The 22,388-nt window shown below is 71.6% G+C and carries 19 protein-coding genes; 9 read left to right on the top strand and 10 right to left on the bottom strand.

What is annotated here, in order from left to right:
- The first annotated feature begins 119 nt into the window (after window positions 1-119).
- The 7 genes from murJ (at window position 120) to ACQP1S_RS31905 (ending at window position 8,629) form a co-directional block, all read left to right on the top strand.
- Complete coding sequence (murJ, locus tag ACQP1S_RS31875; RefSeq protein ID WP_091249121.1) at window positions 120-1,871, top strand: murein biosynthesis integral membrane protein MurJ; 1,752 nt, start codon at window positions 120-122, stop codon at window positions 1,869-1,871.
- Between the two features lie 484 nt (window positions 1,872-2,355).
- Window positions 2,356-3,948 carry a protein kinase family protein gene (locus ACQP1S_RS31880; RefSeq protein ID WP_091249125.1) on the top strand — a complete coding sequence of 531 codons (1,593 nt, stop codon included), beginning with the start codon at window positions 2,356-2,358 and terminating at the stop codon, window positions 3,946-3,948.
- Between the two features lie 43 nt (window positions 3,949-3,991).
- Entirely contained in the window at window positions 3,992-4,783 is a 792-nt protein-coding gene (gene sigM, locus ACQP1S_RS31885) for an RNA polymerase sigma factor SigM (protein ID WP_432908485.1), read from the top strand.
- Window positions 4,780-5,796, top strand: a complete 1,017-nt coding sequence (locus tag ACQP1S_RS31890) for a hypothetical protein (protein WP_432901822.1) — start codon at window positions 4,780-4,782, stop codon at window positions 5,794-5,796. Before sigM ends, ACQP1S_RS31890 begins: the two co-directional genes overlap by 4 nt.
- A 177-nt stretch (window positions 5,797-5,973) precedes the next feature.
- On the top strand, window positions 5,974-6,924 hold the full coding sequence (gene trxB / locus ACQP1S_RS31895) for a thioredoxin-disulfide reductase (RefSeq protein WP_432901825.1): 951 nt from the start codon (window positions 5,974-5,976) through the stop codon (window positions 6,922-6,924).
- A gap of 37 nt (window positions 6,925-6,961) precedes the next feature.
- Complete coding sequence (trxA, locus tag ACQP1S_RS31900) at window positions 6,962-7,285, top strand: thioredoxin (protein WP_067310719.1); 324 nt, start codon at window positions 6,962-6,964, stop codon at window positions 7,283-7,285.
- 186 nt (window positions 7,286-7,471) lie between these two features.
- Window positions 7,472-8,629 carry an N-acetylmuramoyl-L-alanine amidase gene (locus ACQP1S_RS31905; RefSeq protein WP_432901827.1) on the top strand — a complete coding sequence of 386 codons (1,158 nt, stop codon included), beginning with the start codon at window positions 7,472-7,474 and terminating at the stop codon, window positions 8,627-8,629.
- 51 nt (window positions 8,630-8,680) lie between these two features.
- Here ACQP1S_RS31905 and ACQP1S_RS31910 read toward each other — a convergent pair whose 3' ends face one another.
- Window positions 8,681-9,349 carry a GNAT family N-acetyltransferase gene (locus ACQP1S_RS31910; protein ID WP_091249369.1) on the bottom strand — a complete coding sequence of 223 codons (669 nt, stop codon included), beginning with the start codon at window positions 9,347-9,349 and terminating at the stop codon, window positions 8,681-8,683.
- Between the two features lie 298 nt (window positions 9,350-9,647).
- Here ACQP1S_RS31910 and ACQP1S_RS31915 point away from each other — a divergent pair, with 298 nt between their 5' ends.
- Window positions 9,648-10,955: a PLP-dependent aminotransferase family protein gene (locus tag ACQP1S_RS31915; protein WP_432901829.1), complete on the top strand. Its 1,308-nt coding sequence runs from the start codon at window positions 9,648-9,650 to the stop codon at window positions 10,953-10,955.
- Window positions 10,956-10,992: 37 nt separating this feature from the next.
- On the top strand, window positions 10,993-11,988 hold the full coding sequence (locus ACQP1S_RS31920; RefSeq protein ID WP_091249373.1) for a D-alanine--D-alanine ligase family protein: 996 nt from the start codon (window positions 10,993-10,995) through the stop codon (window positions 11,986-11,988).
- Window positions 11,989-12,151: 163 nt separating this feature from the next.
- On the opposite strand, the gene ACQP1S_RS31925 is transcribed toward ACQP1S_RS31920, so the two are convergent.
- The 9 genes from ACQP1S_RS31925 to rpmH form a co-directional block, all read right to left on the bottom strand.
- Window positions 12,152-13,033, bottom strand: coding sequence for a hypothetical protein (locus tag ACQP1S_RS31925; protein ID WP_432908489.1), 882 nt, complete (start codon window positions 13,031-13,033; stop codon window positions 12,152-12,154).
- A 2,521-nt stretch (window positions 13,034-15,554) separates the two neighbouring features.
- Window positions 15,555-16,604, bottom strand: a complete 1,050-nt coding sequence (locus ACQP1S_RS31930; RefSeq protein ID WP_432901831.1) for a ParB/RepB/Spo0J family partition protein — start codon at window positions 16,602-16,604, stop codon at window positions 15,555-15,557.
- A gap of 27 nt (window positions 16,605-16,631) precedes the next feature.
- On the bottom strand, window positions 16,632-17,984 hold the full coding sequence (locus ACQP1S_RS31935; protein WP_432901833.1) for an AAA family ATPase: 1,353 nt from the start codon (window positions 17,982-17,984) through the stop codon (window positions 16,632-16,634).
- A 273-nt stretch (window positions 17,985-18,257) separates the two neighbouring features.
- Window positions 18,258-18,959 (bottom strand): 16S rRNA (guanine(527)-N(7))-methyltransferase RsmG, encoded by a 702-nt coding sequence (rsmG, locus tag ACQP1S_RS31940; RefSeq protein WP_432908492.1) that lies wholly within the window; start codon window positions 18,957-18,959, stop codon window positions 18,258-18,260.
- A 118-nt stretch (window positions 18,960-19,077) separates the two neighbouring features.
- Window positions 19,078-19,656 (bottom strand): protein jag, encoded by a 579-nt coding sequence (locus ACQP1S_RS31945; RefSeq protein ID WP_432901835.1) that lies wholly within the window; start codon window positions 19,654-19,656, stop codon window positions 19,078-19,080.
- A 217-nt stretch (window positions 19,657-19,873) separates the two neighbouring features.
- Complete coding sequence (gene yidC, locus ACQP1S_RS31950) at window positions 19,874-20,869, bottom strand: membrane protein insertase YidC (protein WP_432901837.1); 996 nt, start codon at window positions 20,867-20,869, stop codon at window positions 19,874-19,876.
- A gap of 3 nt (window positions 20,870-20,872) precedes the next feature.
- Entirely contained in the window at window positions 20,873-21,112 is a 240-nt protein-coding gene (gene yidD / locus ACQP1S_RS31955) for a membrane protein insertion efficiency factor YidD (RefSeq protein WP_218108252.1), read from the bottom strand.
- A gap of 44 nt (window positions 21,113-21,156) precedes the next feature.
- Window positions 21,157-21,588, bottom strand: coding sequence for a ribonuclease P protein component (gene rnpA, locus ACQP1S_RS31960; protein ID WP_432901839.1), 432 nt, complete (start codon window positions 21,586-21,588; stop codon window positions 21,157-21,159).
- A gap of 29 nt (window positions 21,589-21,617) precedes the next feature.
- Window positions 21,618-21,755: a 50S ribosomal protein L34 gene (gene rpmH / locus ACQP1S_RS31965; RefSeq protein ID WP_091249168.1), complete on the bottom strand. Its 138-nt coding sequence runs from the start codon at window positions 21,753-21,755 to the stop codon at window positions 21,618-21,620.
- Window positions 21,756-22,388 lie beyond the last annotated feature (633 nt).

The following is a 22,388-nucleotide window of genomic DNA, read 5'->3' on the forward strand; positions in this document are numbered from 1 at the left end:
GCCAGCCTATCGGGCGGGGACGGGAACCGATCCGCCGGGCGCGGGTATCGGGGCCGGGTTGACTATGGTCATGGCGTGCGGACCGGTACCGCGTCCGACGTATCCCTGGGAGGCTGGAGATGAGCGGCGGGCTCTACCGCAGCGCGAACGCCGCGCAGGGTGACGACGGGCTCCGGCCGTACGACGGGGCGACCTTCATCTCCGCCGAGCCGCTGAACCAGCCGGGGGTGGAGGCGACCGCGCCGCCGCAGGAGGTGGTCGCCGAGACCAGCGCGGCGGCGAACAGCGCGGTGATGGCGGTCGGCAGCCTGGTCAGCCGGGGCACCGGTTTCATCCGCAACCTGATGATCGGCGCCGCGCTGGGCAGCGCCGTCGGCGACGCGTTCACCACCGCCCAGTTCCTGCCCAACCAGGTGTACGAGTTCCTGCTCGGCGGCGTGCTGACCAGCGTGCTGATCCCGGTGCTGGTCCGCCGACGCAAGGCCGACCCGGACCGGGGCGAGGCGTACGCCCAGCGGCTGCTGACCCTCGCGGTGCTGGCCCTCGCGGTCACCGTGGTCCTCGCCCTGCTGCTGGCCTCGACCCTGACCACGCTCTACGCCGGCGGCAAGAACCAGGACTACACCGGCCTGGTCACGAACCTGTCCTACCTGATGCTGCCGATGCTGTTCTTCACCGGCCTCAGCGCGTTGATCGCCGCGGTGCTGAACACCCGGGGGCACTTCGCCGCCCCGATGTGGGCGCCGATCCTCAACAACCTGGTCGTCATCGGCACCTTCGGCCTCTACATCGTGGTGTACGGCGCGAAGGCGCTGGGTCCGGAGGGCATCGGTTGGGACCGGATCCTGCTGGTCGGCGGGGGCACCCTGCTCGGCGTGGCGGTGCAGGCCGCCGGGCTGCTGCCGGCGCTGCGCAAGGTGGGTTTCCGGTGGAAGCTGCGGTTCGACTTCCGCGAGCTGGGCCTGCGCGAGCTGGCCCGGCTCGGCGGGTGGATGTTCTGCTACGTCGCGGTCAACCAGCTCGGTCTGTTCGTGGTGGTCAACCTGCTCACCCGGGCCGCCGGTGGCGACGAGGGCAACGCCGGCCTGCTGATCTACAACAACGTCTTCCTGCTGCTGATGATGGCGCACGGCATCATCGCCGTCTCGATCATCACGGCGCTGATGCCCCGGATGAGCGCCGCCGCGGCCGAGGGCCGGTTCGCCGACGTCACCGCCGACCTGTCCCGGGGCACCCGGATGGTGACGGCGGTGCTCGCCCCGATCGCGGTCTGCTACGCGGTGCTGGCCGGCCCGGTCTCCGTGGTGGTCTTCCGGTACGGCGCGTTCACCGGTGACAACGCGCTGGCCACCTCGCTGGTGCTGCTGGTCGCCGCGCTGGGCCTGGTGCCGTTCGCGATCAGCCAGCTGTTCACCTTCGCCTTCTACGCGCTGCCGGACACCCGCACCCCGGCCCTGGTCAACATCCCGGTGGTGATCCTGCGGGTGGCGGTCCAGATCGGGGTCTTCGTCGCCTTCTCGGCCACTTTCGCGGCGGCCGGCATGATGCTCGGCAATGCCATCTCGTACGTGGCGGCGGCGGTGCTCTCGGCGATGCTGCTGCGGCCCCGGGTCGGCCGGATCGGGTTGGGCCGGATCATGCGGACCGTGGGCAAGGTCGTCGTGGCGGCGCTCGGCGCGGCCCTGGTCGGTCTGCTGGTGGTCAACCTGCTCCCCGGCGATCCGGGCAACCTGAGCTGGACGGCGGCGGCGGTGCGGCTGGTGCTCGGCGGTGCGGTGATCGGCGGGACCTACCTGGGTCTGGCCACGGTGCTGCGGATCGGTGAGATCACCGAGGTGGTCGGGATGGTGCGTCGCCGACTCGGTCGCTGATCCACCGCCCACCGGGGTCCACCACCCGCCGGGGTCCGCCGCCCACACCGGGGGTCCACCGGACAGGGGACACGCAGGGTGAACGAGGATCACCAGCCTGGGGACACGCCTGTGGATAACTTGGTTAACCCCCGCTCAGTCACCGTAAGGGCCTGTGGACAACCAACCGTACGGCTGAGCATGTACGGCCGTTCGGGGGGAACCTGACCTACCGCCGACGGGTTGTCACCGGCGGGTCGGCCCACCGACCGGCGGCTTGCGGTCAGCGTCTAGATTGGCCAGTACATGTGCCAGCAACGCGGGCGAGAGTGGCGGTAAACGGACTTAACCCCTCATATACGACAGCCTGTTGAGCGCGGCGGGAAGATGACATGTCGGGATGACGGGCGGTCCGGGTAAGGTCGCTCTCGACGGGCACGGCAGGTGGCCGACGCCCGTGTCGACGCCGCCGGCCGGTTCCATCGACGGCGGAGCGGGAAGCCACATGCCCAGCAGCGCGGGTCCATCGATCGACACGATCACCGAGGGAGGACGGGTGACCCAGGTCGGCGAGGGTCAGGAGGCGGAGGAAACTGCTCCTCCGGTCATGACCTTCGGTGCTCCCACAGCCGGTGAGATCCTCGCCGAGCGGTACGAGCTGGTCGAGCACATCAACAACGACAGTGCCGGGCGCCTGGTCTGGCGGGGGGTCGACGTCATCCTGCGCCGGCCCGTGGCGGTCGTGCTCCGCTACCCCGGTGGCGACTCCGCCACCGAGATGCTCCAGGCCGCAGTTGCCGCCAGCCGGGTCATCCACCCCAACCTGGTCGGCGTCTACGACGCCATCGACGAGGACGTCCGGGCGTACGTCGTCCGGGAGTGGGTCGACGGTCGGTCCCTGCGTGAGCTGGTCGCGGACGGTCCGTTGGACCCGGCCCGCGCCACCGCCATCGGCAACGCGGTCGCCAGCGCCATCGCCGCCGTGCACGCCACCGGGATGGTCCACGGCAACGTGCACCCGGGCACCGTGATGATCAGCGACGACGGCCGGGTGGTGCTGGCCGACGCCCGCACCGACGGCGAGGACAGCCAGGAAGCCGACATCCGCGCGGTGGGCGGCATCCTCTACTTCGCCCTCACCGGGCACTGGCCGCACGCCGAGGCGCCGCTGCGCGGCGCGACCGCCGGCCACGGCCGGGCCGCCATCCCGGACGCCGTCCGCGACGCCAGCGGCGCCATCGCCGCGCCCCGGCAGGTCCGGGCCGGCGTGCCGGCGTACCTCGACGACCTGACCATGGACCTGCTCGACGCCGAGATCGCCCCGCCGTCGTCGGACGTGCTCTCGGCCGAGCTGGGCCGGCTCGACATCCCCGCCGAGGACCACTTCCTCGACCAGACCGGCACCATCCGGTTCACCGCCGACGGGGTCGAGGACCGCTCGCCGCTCGCCGCCGCAGGTGGTCGGAAGGTCGCCATCGGCATCGCCGGTCTGCTGGCGGTCGCCCTGGTCGGCCTGCTCATCGGCATCGCCACCCTGGGCAACGACGACCCGGAGACCGAGCCGGTGGCCCGCCCCTCCGCCAGCACCCCGGCCGGCGACGCCACCCCGGCCCCCGTCGTGCGCAAGCTGACCATCCAGGACATCCGGATCGTCGACCCGGACAGCCGGCAGCGCAACGAGCTGAGCGACGCCGAGAAGATGATGGACGGCGACGAGAACAAGGGTTGGGAGACCGACACCTACTACTCGGCCAACTTCAGCAACTACAAGAAGGGCATGGGGGTCTGGATCGACCTCGGCGCCCCGCACACCGTCAAGTCGCTCACCGCCACCCTGTCGGACTCCGGCGTCTCCGCCGCGCTGTTCACCGGCGTCGGTGACTTCCCGTCCAGCTCGCAGGGCGACAAGGACCTGGTCAAGGGTTTCAAGACGCGGATCGGGCAGCCGTTCGAGCAGCACGACGGCACCAAGATGGCCTTCGACGGCTTCGACCCCGAGCAGAAGTACCAGTACCTGCTCTTCTGGATCACCGAGCTGCCCTCCACCGAGCGGGGCTTCAAGCTGGGCGTCCAGGAGATCTCGGTCCAGGGATCGTGATCTGCCGGCCGCGACCCCGTCACCGCCTCCACCGGGCGTGGTGATGGTCGGTCGCGGCGGGCACCCACCCGATCCGGCGGCGAGCGTGGTGCCGCACACCGAGACCGCCGACCTGGACCTGCTCCGTGCCCATGTCGCCGGTGACCGGGACGCCTTCACCGAGCTGTTCCACCGGCACCGTGACCGGCTCTGGGCGGTGGCCCTGCGGACCACGGGCGACCGGGAGGAGGCGGCGGACGCCCTCCAGGACGCGCTGCTCTCCGCCCACCGCGCCGCCGGCCGGTTCCGGGGCGACTCCGCCGTCACCACCTGGCTGCACCGGATCGTGGTCAATGCCTGCCTGGACCGGATCCGCCGCCGACAGGCCCATCCCACCGTCCCGCTGCCCGACGGGAACCACACCGGCGACGCCCGTGGCACCGGCGGCGTCGAGCCGGTGGCCCCGGCCACCGACCACGACACCGCGCTGGTGGTACGCCAGGCGCTGGCCGGGCTGCCGGTCGAGCAGCGGGCCGCGCTGATCCTGGTGGACGTGCAGGGCTACCCGGTGGCCGAGGTCGCCCGCATCCTCGGCGTCGCCGAGGGCACGGTGAAGAGTCGCTGCGCCCGGGGCCGGGCCCGACTCGCCCGGGTGCTCGGGCACCTGCGCGCCGGCGGTGCCGACCCGTCGTCCCGCCCGGCCGGCACCGGATCGGCCGACCCGACCGCACCGGGCGGGCACCCCCGGACGGGTCGGGACGTTTCCGACGTCACACCCGGGAACCGGCAGCCGGCCAACGGCGTCCGATCGGGGTCGGGGCAGGCCCGGCGGGGCGCCATCCAGGAGGAGACGTGACGGGCCGGGAGTTCAGGGAGGTCGACCACGACCTGCTCGCCGACTATGTGGGCGGGGCACTGGACGGCACCCCGGAGCAGACCGTCGTCGCCCGCCTGGTCGCCGAGGACGCGGCCTGGGCCGACGCACACGCCACGCTGGCCCCCGCCATGGCCCGGGTACACGACGAGCTGACGGGTTGGGGTGCCGCCGCACCGGAGATGCCACTGGCCGTGCTGGAGCGGCTCACCGCCGTGCTCGCCGGTGCCGGTCCGGCCACCACCGCGTCCACCGACGACGCCGAGGCAGCCGACCGCACCGACCGGCCCGCCGGGACAGGTGGCCCGGTGCCGGCGCAACCGGGCGGGCGGCGTACCCCCGGCGGTCGGTCCGGGGACGGCCGCGCCGATTCGTCGGGGCCCGGCCGACGGCGGCGCTGGGCACGGCTCGCCGGGCCGGTCGGCCTCGCCGCGGCGTCGTTGGCCGCGGTGGGATTCGGCGTGGCCCACCTGCTCGACGGTGCGGCCGCCCGGGACTCCGCCGCCTCGACGATGGCCGGGCCGGCGCAGGACAGCGCGGAGAACGCCGGCGGCCGGGGGTTCCGGTTCACCGGTCAGACCCAACACAGCGGCATCGACTGGTCCCCGGCGACACTGAACGGTGCCTCGACCGCCCCGCTGCCCCGCCCCGTCACCCCGCCGGGTTTCCAGCCCGGGAACGGGCCCGGCGTCACCACCCAGATCAGCCCCACCGCCCCCACCGCGGCCGAGAGCAAACGCCTGATGGCCCCCGGCGGGCTGGACCGGCTGACCGGCCGGGCGGCGCTCGACGCCTGTCTCGCCGACATCGCGGCCGAGCACAACCGGGGGCCGGTCGCCGTCGAGGTGGTCGACTACGCCACGTTCAACGGCCTGCCGGCGGTGGTGGTCCGCTTCACCGATCCCCGCGGTGGGCGGTGGGCGTGGGCGAGCGGTGCGGAGTGCGGAGTGCCGGGGTCCGGCGCGGACACCCGCTACCAGGCGCAGGTAGGGTGAGGGCCCGGTCACCGCTCGTCCCGCATCGCGTGACGTGACCCACCGGACGACCGGTCCGGGAATCCCCGGTTCGTACGATGACGTTCTGCAAGTCAGCCGCCGACGTCATTGAACCGTCGGCGCTCGGATCGACGTCGGTGCGCCGCCGATGTCGTACACACACATCGGGAGACGGCAGTGGACGAGGTCCGCAACCTGATCATCATCGGCTCCGGGCCGGCCGGCTACACGGCGGCGGTCTACGCCGCACGCGCCAACCTGAAGCCACTCGTGATCGAGGGTGTGCAGTCCGGTGGTGCGTTGATGACCACGACCGAGGTGGAGAACTTCCCCGGTTTCGCCGACGGCATCCTCGGCCCCGAGCTGATGGACAACATGCGCAAGCAGGCCGAGCGGTTCGGGGCGGAGTTCCTGACCGACGACGTCACCCGGGTCGAGCTGAAGGACACCGGCGACACCGGCTCCGGCGCGGTGAGCACCGTGTGGGTCGGGCAGACCGCCTACCGGGCCAAGGCCGTCATCCTCTCCACCGGCTCGGCCTGGCGTCCGCTGGGCGTGCCGGGTGAGCAGAAATACCTGGGGCACGGCGTGTCGTCCTGCGCCACCTGTGACGGGTTCTTCTTCCGCAACCAGCACATCGTGGTGGTCGGCGGCGGTGACTCCGCGATGGAGGAGGCCAGCTTCCTCACCCGGTTCGCCGAGTCGGTCACCATCATCCACCGGCGCGACTCGTTCCGGGCCAGCAAGATCATGGCCGACCGCGCGCTGGGCAACGACAAGATCAAGGTGGAGTGGAACAGCACCGTCGAGGAGGTGCTCGGCGACGACGGCAAGGTGACCGGCGTCCGGGTCCGCAACGTGCACACCGGCGACGTCAAGGTGCTCGACGTGACCGGTGTCTTCGTGGCGATCGGCCACGACCCGCGCAGTGAGCTCTTCCGCGACCAGGTCGAGCTGGACGACGAGGGTTACGTGAAGGTGCAGGCACCGAGCACCCGGACCACCGTGCCCGGCGTCTTCGCCGCCGGTGACGTGGTCGACCACACCTACCGGCAGGCGATCACCGCCGCCGGTACGGGCTGCGCCGCCGCCCTCGACGCCGAGCGGTTCATCGCCACCCTGAGCTGAACGCTCGCAACACAACAAACTGAGGAGGAGGGTCATAGTGGGAGCAACGAAGGTCGTCACCGACGCCAGCTTCACCGCCGACGTGCTGAAGTCCGACAAGCCGGTCCTGGTGGACTTCTGGGCCGAGTGGTGCGGGCCGTGCCGCAAGGTCTCGCCGCTGCTGGAGGAGATCGCGGGCGAGATGGCCGGCCAGGTCACCATCGTCAAGCTCAACATCGACGAGAACCCGGAGACCGCCCGCGCCTACCGGATCATGTCGGTGCCGACCCTCACCATCTTCAAGAACGGCGAGCCGGTGCAGTCGATCGCCGGTGCCAAGCCGAAGGGCGAACTGGTCCGGCTGATCGAGTCGGCGCTGTAACACCGGCGTACCACCGGAACCCCGTACCCCACCGGGTGCGGGGTTCCGGTCGTCCCGGCCGCTGACCTGCGCGAACCGTCGGTCGGACCGCAGCGGTCACGGTACGCTCCGTAAGCGCTGGTCCGCCGGACGCACAGCGTGGCCGGCGTTGAGGTGCCCGGCAGCCAACCTCCGAGGGGGTCCTGCGTGCGTCCGATCCGATCCGGTGACCGCGGCCCGGCAGTGACCGAGATCCGTGCGGTCCTGACCGGCCTGGACCTCCTCGCCGCCACCCCCGGCGACGAGTTCGACGTCGCCACCGAACGCGCCGTCCGGGCCTTCCAACAGTCCCGTGGGCTCAGCGCCGACGGCCGGGTCGGCGCGGAGACCTGGCGGGCCCTGGACGCCGCCCGCTGGCGGCTCGGCGCCCGCACCCTCTACCACGCGGTGCCCGACCCGCTCACCGGTGAGGACGTCCGGTCCCTGCAGGAACGACTGCTGGAGATGGGGTACGACGTCGGGGGCGCCGACGCCGTCTACGGCGTGCGCACCTCCCGGGCGGTGGCCCAGTTCCAGCGCGAGGTCGGGCTGAAGCCCGACGGCTCCTGCGGCCCGTACACGATGGGCGCGCTGCGTCGGCTCGGCCGCAAGGTGGTCGGCGGACGCCCCCAGTGGCTGCGCGAGTCCGACGCGATCCGGCAGTCCGGCCCGACGCTGGTCGGGCGGACCGTGGTCATCGACCCGGGGCACGGCGGCACCGACCCCGGCGTGGTGGTGCCCGACGGGGCGCTGCGCTGGACCGAGGCGGACCTGGTGCACGACCTGGCCAGCCGGCTGGAGGGACGGCTCGCCGCAGCCGGGGTACGGGTGCAGCTGACCCGTGGTCCCGCGCCCCGGGACTGCCTGCCGGACGTCGACCGGGCGGAGCTGGCGAATTCGCTCGGTGCCGATGTGTTCATCTCACTGCACACCGACGGCCACCCCGGCCCGGTCGCCGACGGGGTCGCCACCTACCACTACGGCACCGACAACGGTGTCACCTCGGCCACCGGGGAACGGCTCGCCGGGCTGGTGCAGCGGGAGATCGTCGCGCGGACCGGGCTGCGGGACTGCCGTACCCACGCCAAGGCGTGGGACCTGCTGCGGCTGACCAGGATGCCGGCCGTCCGGGTCGAGGTGGGCTACCTGACCTCCCCACAGGACCGGGCCCGGCTGGTCGACCCCCGGTTCCGGGACCGGGTCGTCGAGGCGATCATGGCCGCCGTGCAGCGGATGTTCTTCCCGATCGAACGGGACGTGCCGACCGGCTCGATCGACGTGAGCACGCTGCGGGCGGTGGTGGCCGCCGGCGCCATCCGCGACTGAGCGGTCCCGCCCGACTGGCGGGACGGGTCGACCGGTGCGGCGCGGGGTGGTTCAGCCGGCGCTGGAGCGGGTCGCCGGGGCGGGGCGGACCGGGCGGAGCAGGCTCTCCGGGCTCATCGAGCCGAGCAGCTTCTCCAACGCGTACTCGACGTCGGATTTCCAGCTCAGCGCGGTGCGCAGCTCCAACCGCAGGCGTGGGTAACGGGGATGCGGACGGACCGTCTTGAAGCCCACCGAGAGGAAGAAGTCGGTCGGGGCGACGCAGGCCCGGACGGTGTCGTCCGGCTCGTCACCGAACTTCGCGTCACCGAACGCCTCGATCGCCTTGATCCCCCGCTTGGTCAGATCCCGGGCGACGCCCTGCACCAGCATCCGGCCCAGCCCGCCGCCGGCGAAGGCGGGCACCACACTGGCGGTCATCAGCAACGCGGCGTCCGCCGAGACCGGCGAGGTCGGAAAGGCCATCGAACGGGGCACGTAGGCCGGCGGCGCGTACAGCACGAAACCGGCGGGCATCCCGTCGACGTACGCCAACTTGCCGCAGGAACCCCACTCCAGCAGTGTCTGGGAGACCCACGCCTCCTTCTCCAGCCCCGGGTCACCGTTGGCGCAGGCCCGCTCGGCGGAGACCGGGTCCAACTCCCAGTAGACGCACTGCCGGCACGGGCGAGGCAGGTCCTCCAGGGTGTCGAGGGTCAGACTGACCAGACGTCGCGACATCAGCGCATCCCCACACTCAGGCTCGGAGGCGAGACCAGCCCACAGCGGCAGCAGCACCGGCTGCATCCCCGACGAGCGATCGTACGCCGACTGCCGACCGTACGGGAGGGGACGCGCGAATCGCCACCCGGGCCGGGGGACGGACGTCCGGGATGTGGACGGGGGCCACATCGTGACCGACGACCGGCCCGGCGGGGACTACGATCGACCGACCGGCGTCCCCGCGCCGCCATGGTCGCCGGCACCGCGGGTACCCCAGCGGGCGGGAGCCCGACCGACACCCGATCGAGGTGATGTCATGACCGGCACGACGCTCGACGACTACACCGACCGGTACGCCCGGCGCGTCCGGGGCATGACCGCCTCGGAGATCCGGGCCCTCTTCGCGGTGGCCAGCCGGCCGGAGGTCGTCTCGCTCGCCGGTGGTGCACCATACATCGCCGCGTTGCCGCTCGACGCGGTCGGCGAGATGCTCGGCAAGCTCGGCAGCGAGCACGGCGTCACCACCCTCCAGTACGGCATCGGCCAGGGCACCCTGGAGCTGCGCGAACGGATCTGCGAGGTGATGGCGCTCTCCGGCATCGACGCGGCCTGCGGCGCCTCCCCGGACGACGTGGTGGTCACCGTCGGCGGGCAGCAGGCGCTCGACCTGGTGGCCCGGCTCTTTCTCGACCCGGGTGACGTGGTGCTCGCCGAGGGCCCGACCTACGTCGGTGCACTCGGGGTGTTCCAGGCCGCCCAGGCGCAGGTCGTGCACGTGCCGATGGACGACGACGGGCTGATTCCGGAGGCCCTGGAGGTGGCGATCGCCGACCTCGCCCGCGCCGGCCGGCGGGTGAAGTTCCTCTACACCATCCCCACCTACCAGAACCCGGCCGGCGTGACGCTGAGCGAGGAACGGCGGGAACGGGTGCTCGACATCTGCGAGCGGGCCGGCCTGCTGGTGGTCGAGGACGACCCGTACGGTCAGCTGGGTTTCGAGGGCGAGGCGCCCCGGCCGCTGCGGGCCCGCCGCCGCGACGGGGTGTTCTACCTGAGCACCTTCTCCAAGACCTTCGCCCCCGGGCTGCGGGTGGGTTGGATCCTCGCCCCGCACGCGGTACGCGACAAGCTGGTCATCGCCAGCGAGGCGCAGATCCTCTGCCCCAGCGGCTTCGCGCAGGCCGCCGTCACGACGTACCTGTCGACGATGCCGTGGCGCGAGCAGCTCAAGATCTACCGGGAGGTCTACCGGGAGCGGCGTGACGCGCTGCTCGGCGCGCTGCACGATCTAATGCCCGAGGGCACCACCTGGACCAGGCCCACCGGTGGGCTCTTCGTCTGGGCCAGCCTGCCCGACGGGCTGGACGCCAAGGCGATGATGCCGCGTGCCATCGCCGCCCGGGTCGCCTACGTGCCGGGCACCGGTTTCTATGCCGACGGCACCGGCACCGGCAACATGCGGCTCAACTTCTCCTTCCCCACCCCGGAGCGGATCCGGGAGGGCGTACGCCGGCTGGCCCGGGTCATGGAGCAGGACCTCGCCATGCGTCAGGTCTTCGGCACCGTCGGCCCGACCGGTAGCCGACGGGGTGGCGCGGACGCCCCCGGCCCTGACTTGGCATGATTCCCGCATGGCTGCCATCCCCGCCGAGCGCTCCCTCGTGACCGATTCCGCCGCCGCAACTCCTGCGGCCACCGGCTCTGCCGCCACCGAGCTGCACGTCCTGGTGCTGGCCGGCGGCCTGTCGTACGAGCGGGACGTCTCCCTGCGGTCCGGCCGGCGGGTCCTCGACGCGCTGCGCAGCGCCGGGGTGGAGGCGGAGCTGCGGGACGCCGACGTGGCGTTGCTGCCCGCGCTGGCCGCCGACCCGCCGGACGCCGTGGTGATCGCCCTGCACGGCGCCACCGGCGAGGACGGCTCGCTGCGCGGGGTGCTCGACCTGTGCGACGTCCCCTACGTCGGCTGCGACGCGCGGGCCGCCCGCCTCGCCTGGGACAAGCCGTCGGCCAAGGCGGTGCTACGGGAGAACGGCATCCCCACCCCCGACTGGGTGGCCCTGCCGCACGACCGGTTCTCCGAGCTGGGCGCGGTGGCGGTGCTCGACCGGATCGTGCAGCGGTTGGGGTTGCCGCTGATGGTCAAGCCGACGCAGGGCGGCTCGGGCCTCGGTGCCGCCGTGGTGCGGGATGCCGCCGCACTGCCGGCCGCCATGGTCGGTTGCTTCGCGTACGACTCGACGGCGCTGGTCGAGCGGTACGTGGCCGGGATGGACGTGGCGGTGTCGGTGCTCGACCTGGGCGACGGGCCGCAGGCGCTGCCGCCGGTGGAGATCGTGCCCCGCAACGGCGTGTACGACTACGCGGCCCGGTACACCGCCGGCCGGACCACCTGGCACGCGCCGGCCCGCCTCGACCCGGCCGTGGCCGGTGCGGTGGCCGAGGTGGCGTTGGCCGCCCACAGCGCGCTCGGGCTGCGCGACCTCTCCCGCGTCGACCTGATCGTCGACGGGGACGGCCGACCCCACGTGCTGGAGGTCAACGTGTCGCCCGGCATGACGGAGACGTCGCTGCTGCCGTTGGCGATCCAGGCCGCCGGGCTGGACTTCGGTCAGGTCCTCGGCACCCTGGTCGGCCAGGCCGCAGCCCGCCGCTCCTGATCCCTACGCACCACGTCTCCCTCGACCGGTCCGCCCGGCGCGATGCCCCGGCTTCCTTTCGGGTCGGGTCGGTGCCGGCGCTCTTCCGCCCGGACAGGTGCTGCTGCTTCTGCCAGCTTGGTCGCCCGGAGCGAGCCGTGCTGGCTCGCACGGGGCGGCCCCGTCAGCGCCGGTCGGGATCCGACGCGACAGTTCCTTGGTCTCCGTCGTCGGTGCCCGTCCGGTTGTCGGCGCCGGCCGGCCCGTTGGCCCCGGTGCCCTCGGCATCCGCCCCGGCTTCGATGTCGCCGCTTCCCGACCCGGTGCCGGTCCGGTCGGACCTGTTGCCATCTGAGTCAGTCCCGGCGTCCGCGTCGGCGCTGGCCGTGCTGGCCGCGACCCCCGAATCGGTCCGGGCCGCCGCGTTGGTCCGGGGCGAGGCGGGTGCGGCGACGCTGTCGTTCTCGTCAGCACCGGTCCCGTTGATCCCGTCGTGCGGGGTGCCGTCGGATCCGGGGTCGAGGGAAGCACTGCCGGGCGCGGCACCCTCCTCCGGCGCGATCCCGGTCGAGTGCTCCGCTGACGCGGTCTCGGTCTCCTCCGGTGCCGGTGGAGGAATTTCTTCCTCCGCCTCGATCACCGAGACGGCGTCCTCGGCCGCCGCCGCCGCAGCGGCCTCGGCCGACGACTGCGCGGCGATGCTGGAGGGCGTCTGCCACTGAATGCGGGGCGGCTCGGCGAGGGGACGTCCACCGAACTCGGCCAGCCAGGCCGCGACGTGCGCCAGGTTTTCCCGCCACTGGGATTCGGAGATGGGCGGCAGGATCGAGTCCCAGAGCGACAGGAACGTGCCGCGCAACTGGAGCCGGCCGTACGGACGGGCCAGAAACCACATGTGCAGGTGGGCGGACCCGTCGCCCCATCGGTTCACATGCACCCGGGCGACGCCGTCCAGCGAGCGGATGGCGCGTTCCAGGCGAACGGTCATCACCCCGAGTTCGGCAGCGAGCAGGTTGGGCAGGTCGCCCAGGTCGAGATGCGACCGCGATTCAAGGATCAGCACCATCGGTAGGCCGGTGGGTCGGTCCATGGCCCGCACCCGCCAACGCTCACCGACCCAGATGTACGCATCGTCGGGCGCGTTGCAGGCGATGCACTCCCGCAGTCCTTCGCCCTTGCGGGGAGGCTCGACCGCCACCGGTTCGTCGAGATGCTTGACGCGCAGCTCGCCTTCGAAGGGGAACGACGGCCACTGGGTGAAGTCCGGAACTGAGGAGGGAGGGGTGTCGTGCACGACGCTGACCCTAACCGAGACCGGCACCGCTGTCCCTACCCCGAACGCCGCTGATCATGACGGGAATTCGGCCGATCGACGCGGCTGACATCCGCGCACGGAGGGGGCGGGAAGATAGTTGTCCACAGGCTGATGAGATCACCACCACACCCCGTCATCCACAGGCTGGGGAGGGCTCTGACGCGCTGTTTCACGTGAAACGGGTCCTGCCTGTGGAAAACTTCTGTGGATAACTTTGGTGCTCGTCCACAGCACTGTTCACAGGGACAACGGGCCCGATTCTCTCAACGACCGAGGGGCTCCTCCGGCTGTCGGGAGGCCGAGACTTTTCCCTCGGAGCCCGGTCTACACAAGCCGCTGTGAGGCCGGCGCGGCCTGTCCGCCCTGGCTGGATTCAAGGACCGTCAAGCTCGGCGGGCCACCCGCTGGGGGGGCGTCCTCGTCGCTACCGCGGCCGCTGCCCACCGGAGAACTGGTGCGGGTACTTGCTCAACGCGGGCGCGGACGCTGGTACTACGAGGTCGCTCGCGCGGCCTGGTTCCACGAGGTCGCTTGAGCGCGCCTGGTTTCACGTGGAACCAGGGACTCGACCCGCCGGCATGTCGCGAGGTTCCGCCTGGCGAGTGGCGCGGGTTTCACGTGAAACCGTCGAGCAGACCGGCTGCTCGGCTGGCCGTACGGCACGGGCGCCGACCGGGGATAGGCGAGGGCTTCTTTGGCCAGCAATCCGATGCCAACCTGTCGCCGAGACCTTGGCTCCGGTGGCGGAGTCCCACCTTGGGCGGGTCCAGATCCTGAGCACCGCCATGCAGAGATGTCTGCACTTCGCCCGGCCGGCGTTGGCCCGGCCGGCGTTGTTCACGATGGTCGGGGTGCTGGCGGTGGGTTTCGTGGCGAATCTGCTGTCGGCCCGGTACCGCGCGGTCGCGGCCCGTCATTCTCCCGCCTGCCCGACCCATCGGCCGCCGCTCCTTTGCACCGGTCTCCCCGGAGTCCTCGCCGACAGCGACCAGGTAGCGGGGAGCGTGGCGGTGGCGGCGCAGGAGCCTTGGCCGGACGAGCGAGACCGGGTCCCGTTCCACGTGAAACATGGCCGCATGTGGCAGGTGGGACTTGTCGTGCTGGCAGCGATGGCCCATGCAGCCCTCGGCCGGTGGGATCGGCACCGCCGTAGCAGAGAGCCGCGATCCTCTCACATCGCCGCTACCGAGATCCGCTTCCCGAGGCCCCCCAAGGGCGAGGCGGTCCTTCGTCGCCTAGGCCGCCCGGCTTGCCACGCACTCCAGGGGGCCTCAGATCGACTGAGCAGTCACCGGAACCTATTGGGCACCACGGTGCGGGGTGCAACTCTCCGAGCGATCTACGGCGACGTAAGCGGCGGCGCGGGATCATCGAGAGGCGGGCCCAGACCTCCGGAGATGAACTCGACCGCTCAGCTCTCCCTGACGTCCAGGTTCGGGCACGGCCTGCCCACCACGTTCATTGCTGCGGTTCGCGCCGCTACCGTGCCCTACCGTGCCCTACCGTGCGCGCCGCAGTCGTGCTGCGCCATGCCGTGCATGCCGCAGCCGTGCCGTGCCGTGCCCGGAACTAGTACCCCGCTTTGCCGAGGCGTCAGTCACCGCACAGCAGGGCCAGGGTCCTCCGACCGAACCGAACTCCGGTCACCGGTCAATCGGACCGCGCCCGATCCGGTCCGCCGCCCGGACATCCCGGGTTCCACCGCACAGCTGAGTCGCCGCCCCTTGACCGTGCCCCCGAACTCCCCTGCTCGTCGTCCGGACACCGCCAGCAACAGACGGGCGGCCCGATCGGGTTCTTCACCCGGGCCGAGTGCCCCGCATCGGTCGTCGCCGTTTCACGTGAAACAGGGAGGCGCTCGGCTCGGTCACGAGCCGGCTGATCACTGACCCCGAACTTCGGGGATCGCCGGGCAGGAGACATGGGTCGCCCGAGAGGAACGAGAAACAGCATGGGCACCTGACCGCGCCGAATTGCGGACCGCCGTCCGCCGGAGGGGCTGGCGGCCAGGGAGGGCCAGGCTCCGCAGGGCCCCGGAGGTTCCAGGGACCCGGAGGAATCGCGCCCTCAAGGCCGCGCCAAACGGAGCCGTCTGCGGGAGGCCGGCGTCCGGGTGGGCCTGGAAACTCAGCAGGGCGTCGTTGACCGACGCAGGCGTGCTCGGCCCGCCGCGCCAGGTCCTTCCACCCACGGTTGCCGGAGAGCAGCACCCCAGCGCAGAACGGCCGCGTACCCGAGTCGGGTACGCGGCCGGGGGGAACGGCGGGGACGGTCAGTCCTCGGGCTCCGGCTGGCCTTCCTCGCCGACCCCGATGATGCCGACGATCCGCTCCAGGTCGTCCACCGTGGCGAACTCGATCGTGATCTTTCCCTTGCTCCGACCGATGTCCACCTTTACCCGGGTGTCGAACCGATCAGAGAGCCGGTCGGCCAGATCGGTCAACGCGGGTGCGTGCGGCTTGGCACGGCGCTTCGCCGCAGGCGTCTTCGCCGGGCCGTCGCTGAGCGCCAGGGCGACGATCTCCTCGGTGGCCCGGACCGAGAGCCCTTCGGCGACGATCCGGAGGGCCAACTGCTCCTGCGCCTCGGCCTCGTCGAGGCTGAGCAGCGCGCGGGCATGACCGGCCGACAACACACCGGCGGCCACCCGACGCTGGACCTGCGGGGGCAGATTAAGCAACCGGATCGTGTTCGAGATCTGCGGCCGGCTCCGGCCGATCCGCCGGGCCAACTCCTCGTGGGTCGCACCGAACTCCTCCAGCAGCTGCTGGTAGGCGGCGGCCTCTTCCAACGGGTTGAGGTTGGCCCGGTGGATGTTCTCCAGGAGCGCGTCGCGGAGCATCGCGTCGTCCTTGGTCTCCCGGACGATCGCGGGGATGGTCTCCCGACCGACCGCCTGGGCGGCGCGCCAGCGCCGTTCACCCATGACGAGTTCGTACTTCTCGCTGTCCAACTGTCGGACGACGATCGGCTGAAGGAAGCCGACCTCCTGGATGGAGGTCTTCAGCTCCTCCAGCGCCTCTTCGTCGAAGACGTGCCGGGGCTGCTTGGGGTTCGGCATGATCGCGTCGACGGAGATCTCGGCGAAGCGCGCGCCGGGCACCGGGCTGAGTTGCGGTTCGTCGGGCTCCGGCGGCGCGAAGGCCACGGGAGCGGGCGGCGTGACGTCAACGGCCACCGGATCGGCGGACGTCTCGATCGCCGGATGTGCCGGGTCGACCTCCACGGGCATGGTCGCCGTGGTCGTGCTCTCCTGCACCGGCCCGGTCGGGATCAGCGCACCGAGCCCTCTACCCAGACCGCCCCGGGGACGGTTCTTCATACGACGCCTCCCAGCGACTCGTCCGCACTACGCATTCCGGCTCACCGGCTCCTTGGCACCGCGCTCGGCGATCTCCTGGGCAGCCTCGAAGTAACTCGTGGCACCCCGCGAACCGGGATCGTAGGTCATCACGGACTGCCCGTAGCTCGGGGCCTCCGACACGCGTACGTTGCGGGGAATGACGGCCTGGAGGACCTTGTCACCGAAGTGGTTCCGGACGTCCTGTTCCACCGCGTCGGCCAGCCGGGTACGGCGGTCGTACATGGTGAGCAGGATCGTGGAGACCTCCAGCTTCGGGTTCAGGTGCTGGCGAACCAGGTTGATGTTGTTTATCAACTGGTTCAACCCCTCCAGGGCGTAGTACTCGCACTGGATCGGGATCAGCACCTCCTGCGCGGCCACCAGGGCGTTGACCGTGAGCAGGCCGAGGGAGGGCGGGCAGTCGATGAAGACGTAGTCGAAGTGCCCCGGGTACGCGTCGATGGCCCGGTTCAGCCGGGACTCCCGGGCGACCACGGAGACCAGTTCGATCTCGGCGCCGGCCAGGTCGATGGTCGCCGGCACGCACCACAGGTTGGGGATGCCCTCGACCTCCTGCGCCACCTCCGCCAGCGGCACACTGTCGATCAGGCAGTCGTAGACGTCCGGCACCCCGGTGTGGTGCGGGACGTTCAACCCGGTGGAAGCGTTGCCCTGCGGATCGAGGTCGACCACTAGCACCCGGTTACCGTGCAGGGCCAGAGCCACCGCCAGGTTCACCGTGGTCGTGGTCTTGCCCACGCCGCCCTTCTGATTGGCAACGCACATCACCCGGGTCCGCTCAGGACGGGGCATGGTCACCTCGCCACTCGGATTAAGGATCTGCACGGCGCGCATCGCCTCCATAGCCAACGGTGGGTCATCCTCTTCGCGCGTCGGAGTTTCACGTGAAACGTACGCGGCGTCCGCCGAGGCCACGGCAACGACCCCGGGGGCGGGCCCAGGGGTGTCGAGCGTGGGCGTCGCATCGGGCACCGCGCCGGGGTGGGGTTGGGTGGGTACCGGTGGTGAATTGCCCTGCACCGGGAGCTCGAACCGAGACGGTGCTCCCGCATTCCGTCGTACCGAGGGCACCCGGCCATCCGGGGCATTGACCGGTCCGCCGTCGGGACCGGAACGCGCACCGGGCGGCGGTACGTACGACTCGGGTGCCGGGCGTGCGGCACCCACCGCCGGCGGCTCCCGCCGTAACCCGGGATCGTGCTCCGGTGGGCGGATCGTCGGCTGCCCGCGGGTGGCCCGGCCCTGAGGGTCGGTTTCACGTGAAACAGGGCCCGCGCCCGAGCCCGATCCCTCGGGACGGTTCACCCGTGGATCGTCGTACCTGTCGTCGTCATGCACCTGTCATCCCTACCCGCTCCGGATGGTCGGCCCGCACCCCGTCTCGCTTGCCCTACCCGCGCTCGCACCGCAGAGCGTACGGTCCGGCGGGGGCGATCGTGACCCGGTGCGCCCGACATCCGCCCGCCCCACACTATCGACGCGCGGTCAGCCTACGGGGGACGGGCGCGGCGGGTCCATCTTCGTTCTCCGGCGGTGCTGCGTCCGATCAGTTTGGCACCGCTCCACCGGACCTCCCGATGGAGCGGTGCGATCCGCGGCGACAGGAAAAGCTCAGCGGGCGCGCTTTCGGCTACCGTGCGACCGCTTCGGCGCCTTCTTGACCCCCGGAGGTCTGACCACCCGCTCCCGCACGATCTCCACCAGGGTGGTCGGCGGGTCGAGGATGTCGGTGCCACACAGCTGCACCGTCGGCTCGCCTCCGCCCAGCTTCGCCACCGCCCCGGCGTGCTCGGTGATCTCGTCCCTGGCGGACGACCCCTTGAGGGCGAGCAGCCGGCCGCCGCGGACCACCAGCGGCAGGCTCCAGGTGGCGAGCCGGTCCAGCGGTGCCACCGCGCGGGCGGTCACCACGTCGGCCATGAACGGGCCGACGCCGTTCGCCCCGGTGGCCGCCTCATCGGCCCGACCCCGGAACACCCGGACCGTCCTGGCCAGCCCGAGCCGCTCCACGGTCTCGACGAGGAACGAGGTACGCCGGGCCAACGGCTCGACCAGGATGACGCTCAGGTCGGGGCGGGCGATCGCCAGCACCAACCCGGGCAGCCCGGCTCCGGAGCCGACGTCGATCACGCTGGCGCCCTCGGGGATCCGCTCGGCGACGGCGGCGCAGTTGAGCAGGTGCCGGTCCCAGATCCGGGGTGCCTCGCGGGGGCCGAGGAGACCACGCAGCACGCCGTCGGTGGCGAGCAGTTCGGCGTAGCCGGCGGCCAGATCGAGTCGGTCACCGAAGAGTGCCTGTGCGGCGCCGGCCAGCTCGGCCGGGAGCGCGGCGTCCTGCGCGGAGGGGACGGGACGCTCGGCCGACGGCCCGGGCGGCGTACCACCCGGGCCGGGACCGGCATCCGTCGTGAGGTCGTCGGGCGTCACCAGTTCAGTCCGCCGGCCGGACGACGATGCGTCGGGTCGGCTCGACACCCTCGGACTCGCTCTCCACCCCGCTCATCGCGTTCACCACGTCGTGTACGCACTTGCGCTCGAAGGCCGACATGGGCTCCAGCCGCACCGGCTCACCGTGCTCCTTGACCTTCTCCACCGCGTTCTTGGCGACGGCGGCGAGTTCCTTGCGCCGGGTGGCCCGGTAGCCGCCCACGTCGAGCAGGAGCCGGCTCGGCGAGCCGGTCTGCCGGAACACGGCCAGTCGGGCCAACTCCTGGAGCGCCTCCAGGGTGGCACCGCGCTGGCCGACGAGGTTCTGCAACCGGGCACCGACCACCTCGACGACCGGGCGGCCACCGGAGACCAACTCGTCGATGTCGCCGTCGTAGTCGAGGATGTCGAGCAGTCCCTCGATGTAGTCGGCAGCGATCTCGCTCTGCGCGAACAGTTCGCCCTCGCCTGCGGGCTTCCTCTCCTTGCCGCCCTCCTCGGGCTCACCGTCACCGGTCGCGGCGGTCGGGACGGTCTCCTCGTCGAGCGAGGCGTCCGCGCTGGGGATGCTGGTGTCCGTCACGGTGTCATCTCCGTACTAGCTCGGCCGGACCGTCGGGTCCGCTGGTCTCCCGGGCGACCGGCGGGAAGGGGGCCGGTTCGGTCACGGGCACGTCTCGTAGGGGCAGTCTCGCCCGCATCCGCGCGGGGCGCGGCAGTTCCGGCCCGGCGCCGACCGTCAGGTGGCTGCGCGGTGCCGGAGAGGCCGCCGTCGGTCGTTCCGGCGGCGGCCCGGTGGCTCAGCCCTGGCGCTTGGCCGGGCCCTTCTTCGGGTTGGCCGGCTTGGCACCCGGCTTCGGCCCGGCGACCTTCGGCGCGGCCGGCTTGGCCGGCACCTGCGCGACGGGCTTGTTCCGGTTGAGGAAGCCGCCGGTCTTGGCCGGCTGCACCGGGCCCCGGCCAGCGGTGGTCGTCGCCTTGTTGCCGGCGACCCCCTTGTTGGTCACCAGCGGCGGGAACTTGCGGAGCACCCACTGCTGCTGGCCGAGGGTGAACAGGTTGTTGGTGACCCAGTAGATGATCACGCCGATCGGGAAGATCGAGCCGGAGACCAGCAGGGAGAGCGGGATGCCGTAGAGCATCAGCCGCTGCACCATCCGCTGCTGCGGGTCCTCCGCCCAGCCGGTCTTGAGGATCATCTGACGGCTGGTCAGGTAGGTGGTGCCCATCATGACCAGGACCAGGATGCCGGCGATCACCTTCACGGTGGTGCCGTTGGCGCCGAGGCTGGCCAACTCCTCGGCGGTGGAGCCGAACTTGCCGGCGATCGGGGCGGTGAAGATCGTGGCGCTGGAGGCGCTGTCGAACTGCTCGGTCGTCCAGCCGTAGAGGCTCCTGGCCTCCCTGGTCGGGTCGAGCCGACGCAGCACGTGGAAGAGACCGAGGAAGACCGGGATCTGGAGGAACATCGGAAGGCAGCCCATCAGCGGGTTGGCCTTTTCCTTCCGATAAAGCTCCATCATCTCCTTCTGGAGCGTCTCCCGGTCACCCTTGTGCTTCTCCTGGAGCTCCTTGACCTTCGGCTGGAGCGCCTGCATGGCCCGCTGAGACTTGATCTGCTTGACGAAGACCGGGAAGAGGATCACCCGGACGGTGACCACCAGGAAGACGATGGCGAGAATCCACGACCAGTTCGTGCCGAGAACCGTGCGGACCGGCACCCCGATGGCGTCCCACGCCGAGTGCCAGGTCAGCAGGATCCACGAGATCGCGTAGTAGATCCAGTCGAGACTCAATTCTCAGACTCCAGTCACGTCGGCGCGTCGGCGACCGCCCGGCTCCGGCACCGGGTCGTGTCCACCAGGGTGGAAAGGGTGGCAGCGCGACAGCCGCCGGACCGTCAGGCCGGCTCCCCGGAGCGCACCGTGACGGGTGACCGCCTCCAGGGCGTAGGCACTGCACGACGGGTAGAACCGGCAGCGGGCCGGCAGTGCCGGGCTTATCCAACGACGGTACGCGATGATGGGGCCACTGAGCATCCGGGCACCCATGCTCCGGCGTGCCGACACGGCGGGTCCGCTGCTCACCGCGACCGCCGTGCCCGGGGCGACTGTGCGGCGGCGATCGCCGCGTCCAGGTCGCTGCCCAGTCGGGCGTACGGCGTCCCGGCCGCGGGGGGCAGGGCGCGTACCACCAGGGTGCTGCCGTCCGGCAGCGCGGCCAGCCGGTCGCGGACCAGGTGCCGCAGCCTGCGGCGGACCTTGTTGCGGACCACGGCGGGTCCGACGGCCTTGGACACGACGAAGCCGGCGCGGCTCGATCCGGAGCTCAGCTCCGGGTCGGTGCTCCGCGCCGGCTCCGGCGAGGTTGTCCCGAGGGGTGTGGTCGCTGGAGATGTGGAGGTCGCCGGCAACGTCAGGTGGACGACGACGGCACCACGACCGACGCGTCGACCAGCACGGACCGCTGCGGCGAAGTCGGTGCTACGCCGCAGGCGCTGTGCGGCCGTCAGCACGACTGTCCACGTCCTCGGACCGGTCGGCCTCAGGCCGACAGGCGGTCACGGCCCTTGGCGCGGCGGGTCGACAGGATGGCGCGGCCGGCACGGGTGCGCATGCGCAGCCGGAAGCCGTGGGTCTTCGCGCGCCGACGGTTGTTCGGCTGGTAGGTGCGCTTGCTCACGTCAGGCTCTCCGTTTTCGTACGTCCCCGGCGCGGGTTCGCCAGGGTCGTTTGATGGACCAGACCACCTCGGCGGTGGCCTCCGATCGGTGCTGCCCGGCGGCGCGAAACCTCGGCGATGCGGGGCAGCGACCACGGACAGCAAGCACCCATCACCCTAGCAGAGGGCGACAGAGCAGCCCCTCCACCCTACGCAAGGGGGCAATGACCGTCAAACCACCCCGGGCCGGCGGTCCGCTGGCCGGCACCCCGCCGATCAGGCGTTCTCCACCCGGGTCGGGGCGGGCGTCGGGGTGGCGGCGGTTGATGGCGGCCCGCCGTCGCTGTTACCGTGCGCGTTTGCGGTCAGCTTCGATTCCGGGTTGTCGGCGGAGGGCAAGACCGGACCCGGCAGTGAATCGTTCGGCACGGTGAACCCGCTTCCACGCCCTCCCCGGCAGGGGGCAGGTCCGACCCGCGTCCGGCGGGCGGCCACAATCGGTCGGTACACACAGGCTGTGGATAACTTGTGGACGCCGGCCGGCCAGCCGTCCGGTGGGTGAGTGGCACCACCCGCGCGTACGCGGTGGCGGGCCCGGCACAACCGCTGGACCACAGCGGCGGTCGGGAGCAGAGGCGAGGGGGTGGCACGACG

This window comes from Micromonospora matsumotoense, from assembly GCF_050951065.1.
GTDB lineage: Bacteria > Actinomycetota > Actinomycetes > Mycobacteriales > Micromonosporaceae > Micromonospora > Micromonospora matsumotoensis.

Excerpts from the sequence above, each read along its gene's own strand:
- murJ (WP_091249121.1), top strand. The coding sequence starts at position 120 with ATGAGCGGCGGGCTCTACCGCAGCGCGAACGCCGCGCAGGGTGACGAC.
- ACQP1S_RS31880 (WP_091249125.1), top strand. The coding sequence starts at position 2,356 with ATGCCCAGCAGCGCGGGTCCATCGATCGACACGATCACCGAGGGAGGA.
- sigM (WP_432908485.1), top strand. The coding sequence starts at position 3,992 with ATGGTCGGTCGCGGCGGGCACCCACCCGATCCGGCGGCGAGCGTGGTG.
- ACQP1S_RS31910 (WP_091249369.1), bottom strand. The coding sequence starts at position 9,349 with ATGTCGCGACGTCTGGTCAGTCTGACCCTCGACACCCTGGAGGACCTG.
- ACQP1S_RS31915 (WP_432901829.1), top strand. The coding sequence starts at position 9,648 with ATGACCGGCACGACGCTCGACGACTACACCGACCGGTACGCCCGGCGC.
- ACQP1S_RS31925 (WP_432908489.1), bottom strand. The coding sequence starts at position 13,033 with ATGGTGCTGATCCTTGAATCGCGGTCGCATCTCGACCTGGGCGACCTG.
- ACQP1S_RS31930 (WP_432901831.1), bottom strand. The coding sequence starts at position 16,604 with ATGAAGAACCGTCCCCGGGGCGGTCTGGGTAGAGGGCTCGGTGCGCTG.
- yidD (WP_218108252.1), bottom strand. The coding sequence starts at position 21,112 with ATGCTCAGTGGCCCCATCATCGCGTACCGTCGTTGGATAAGCCCGGCA.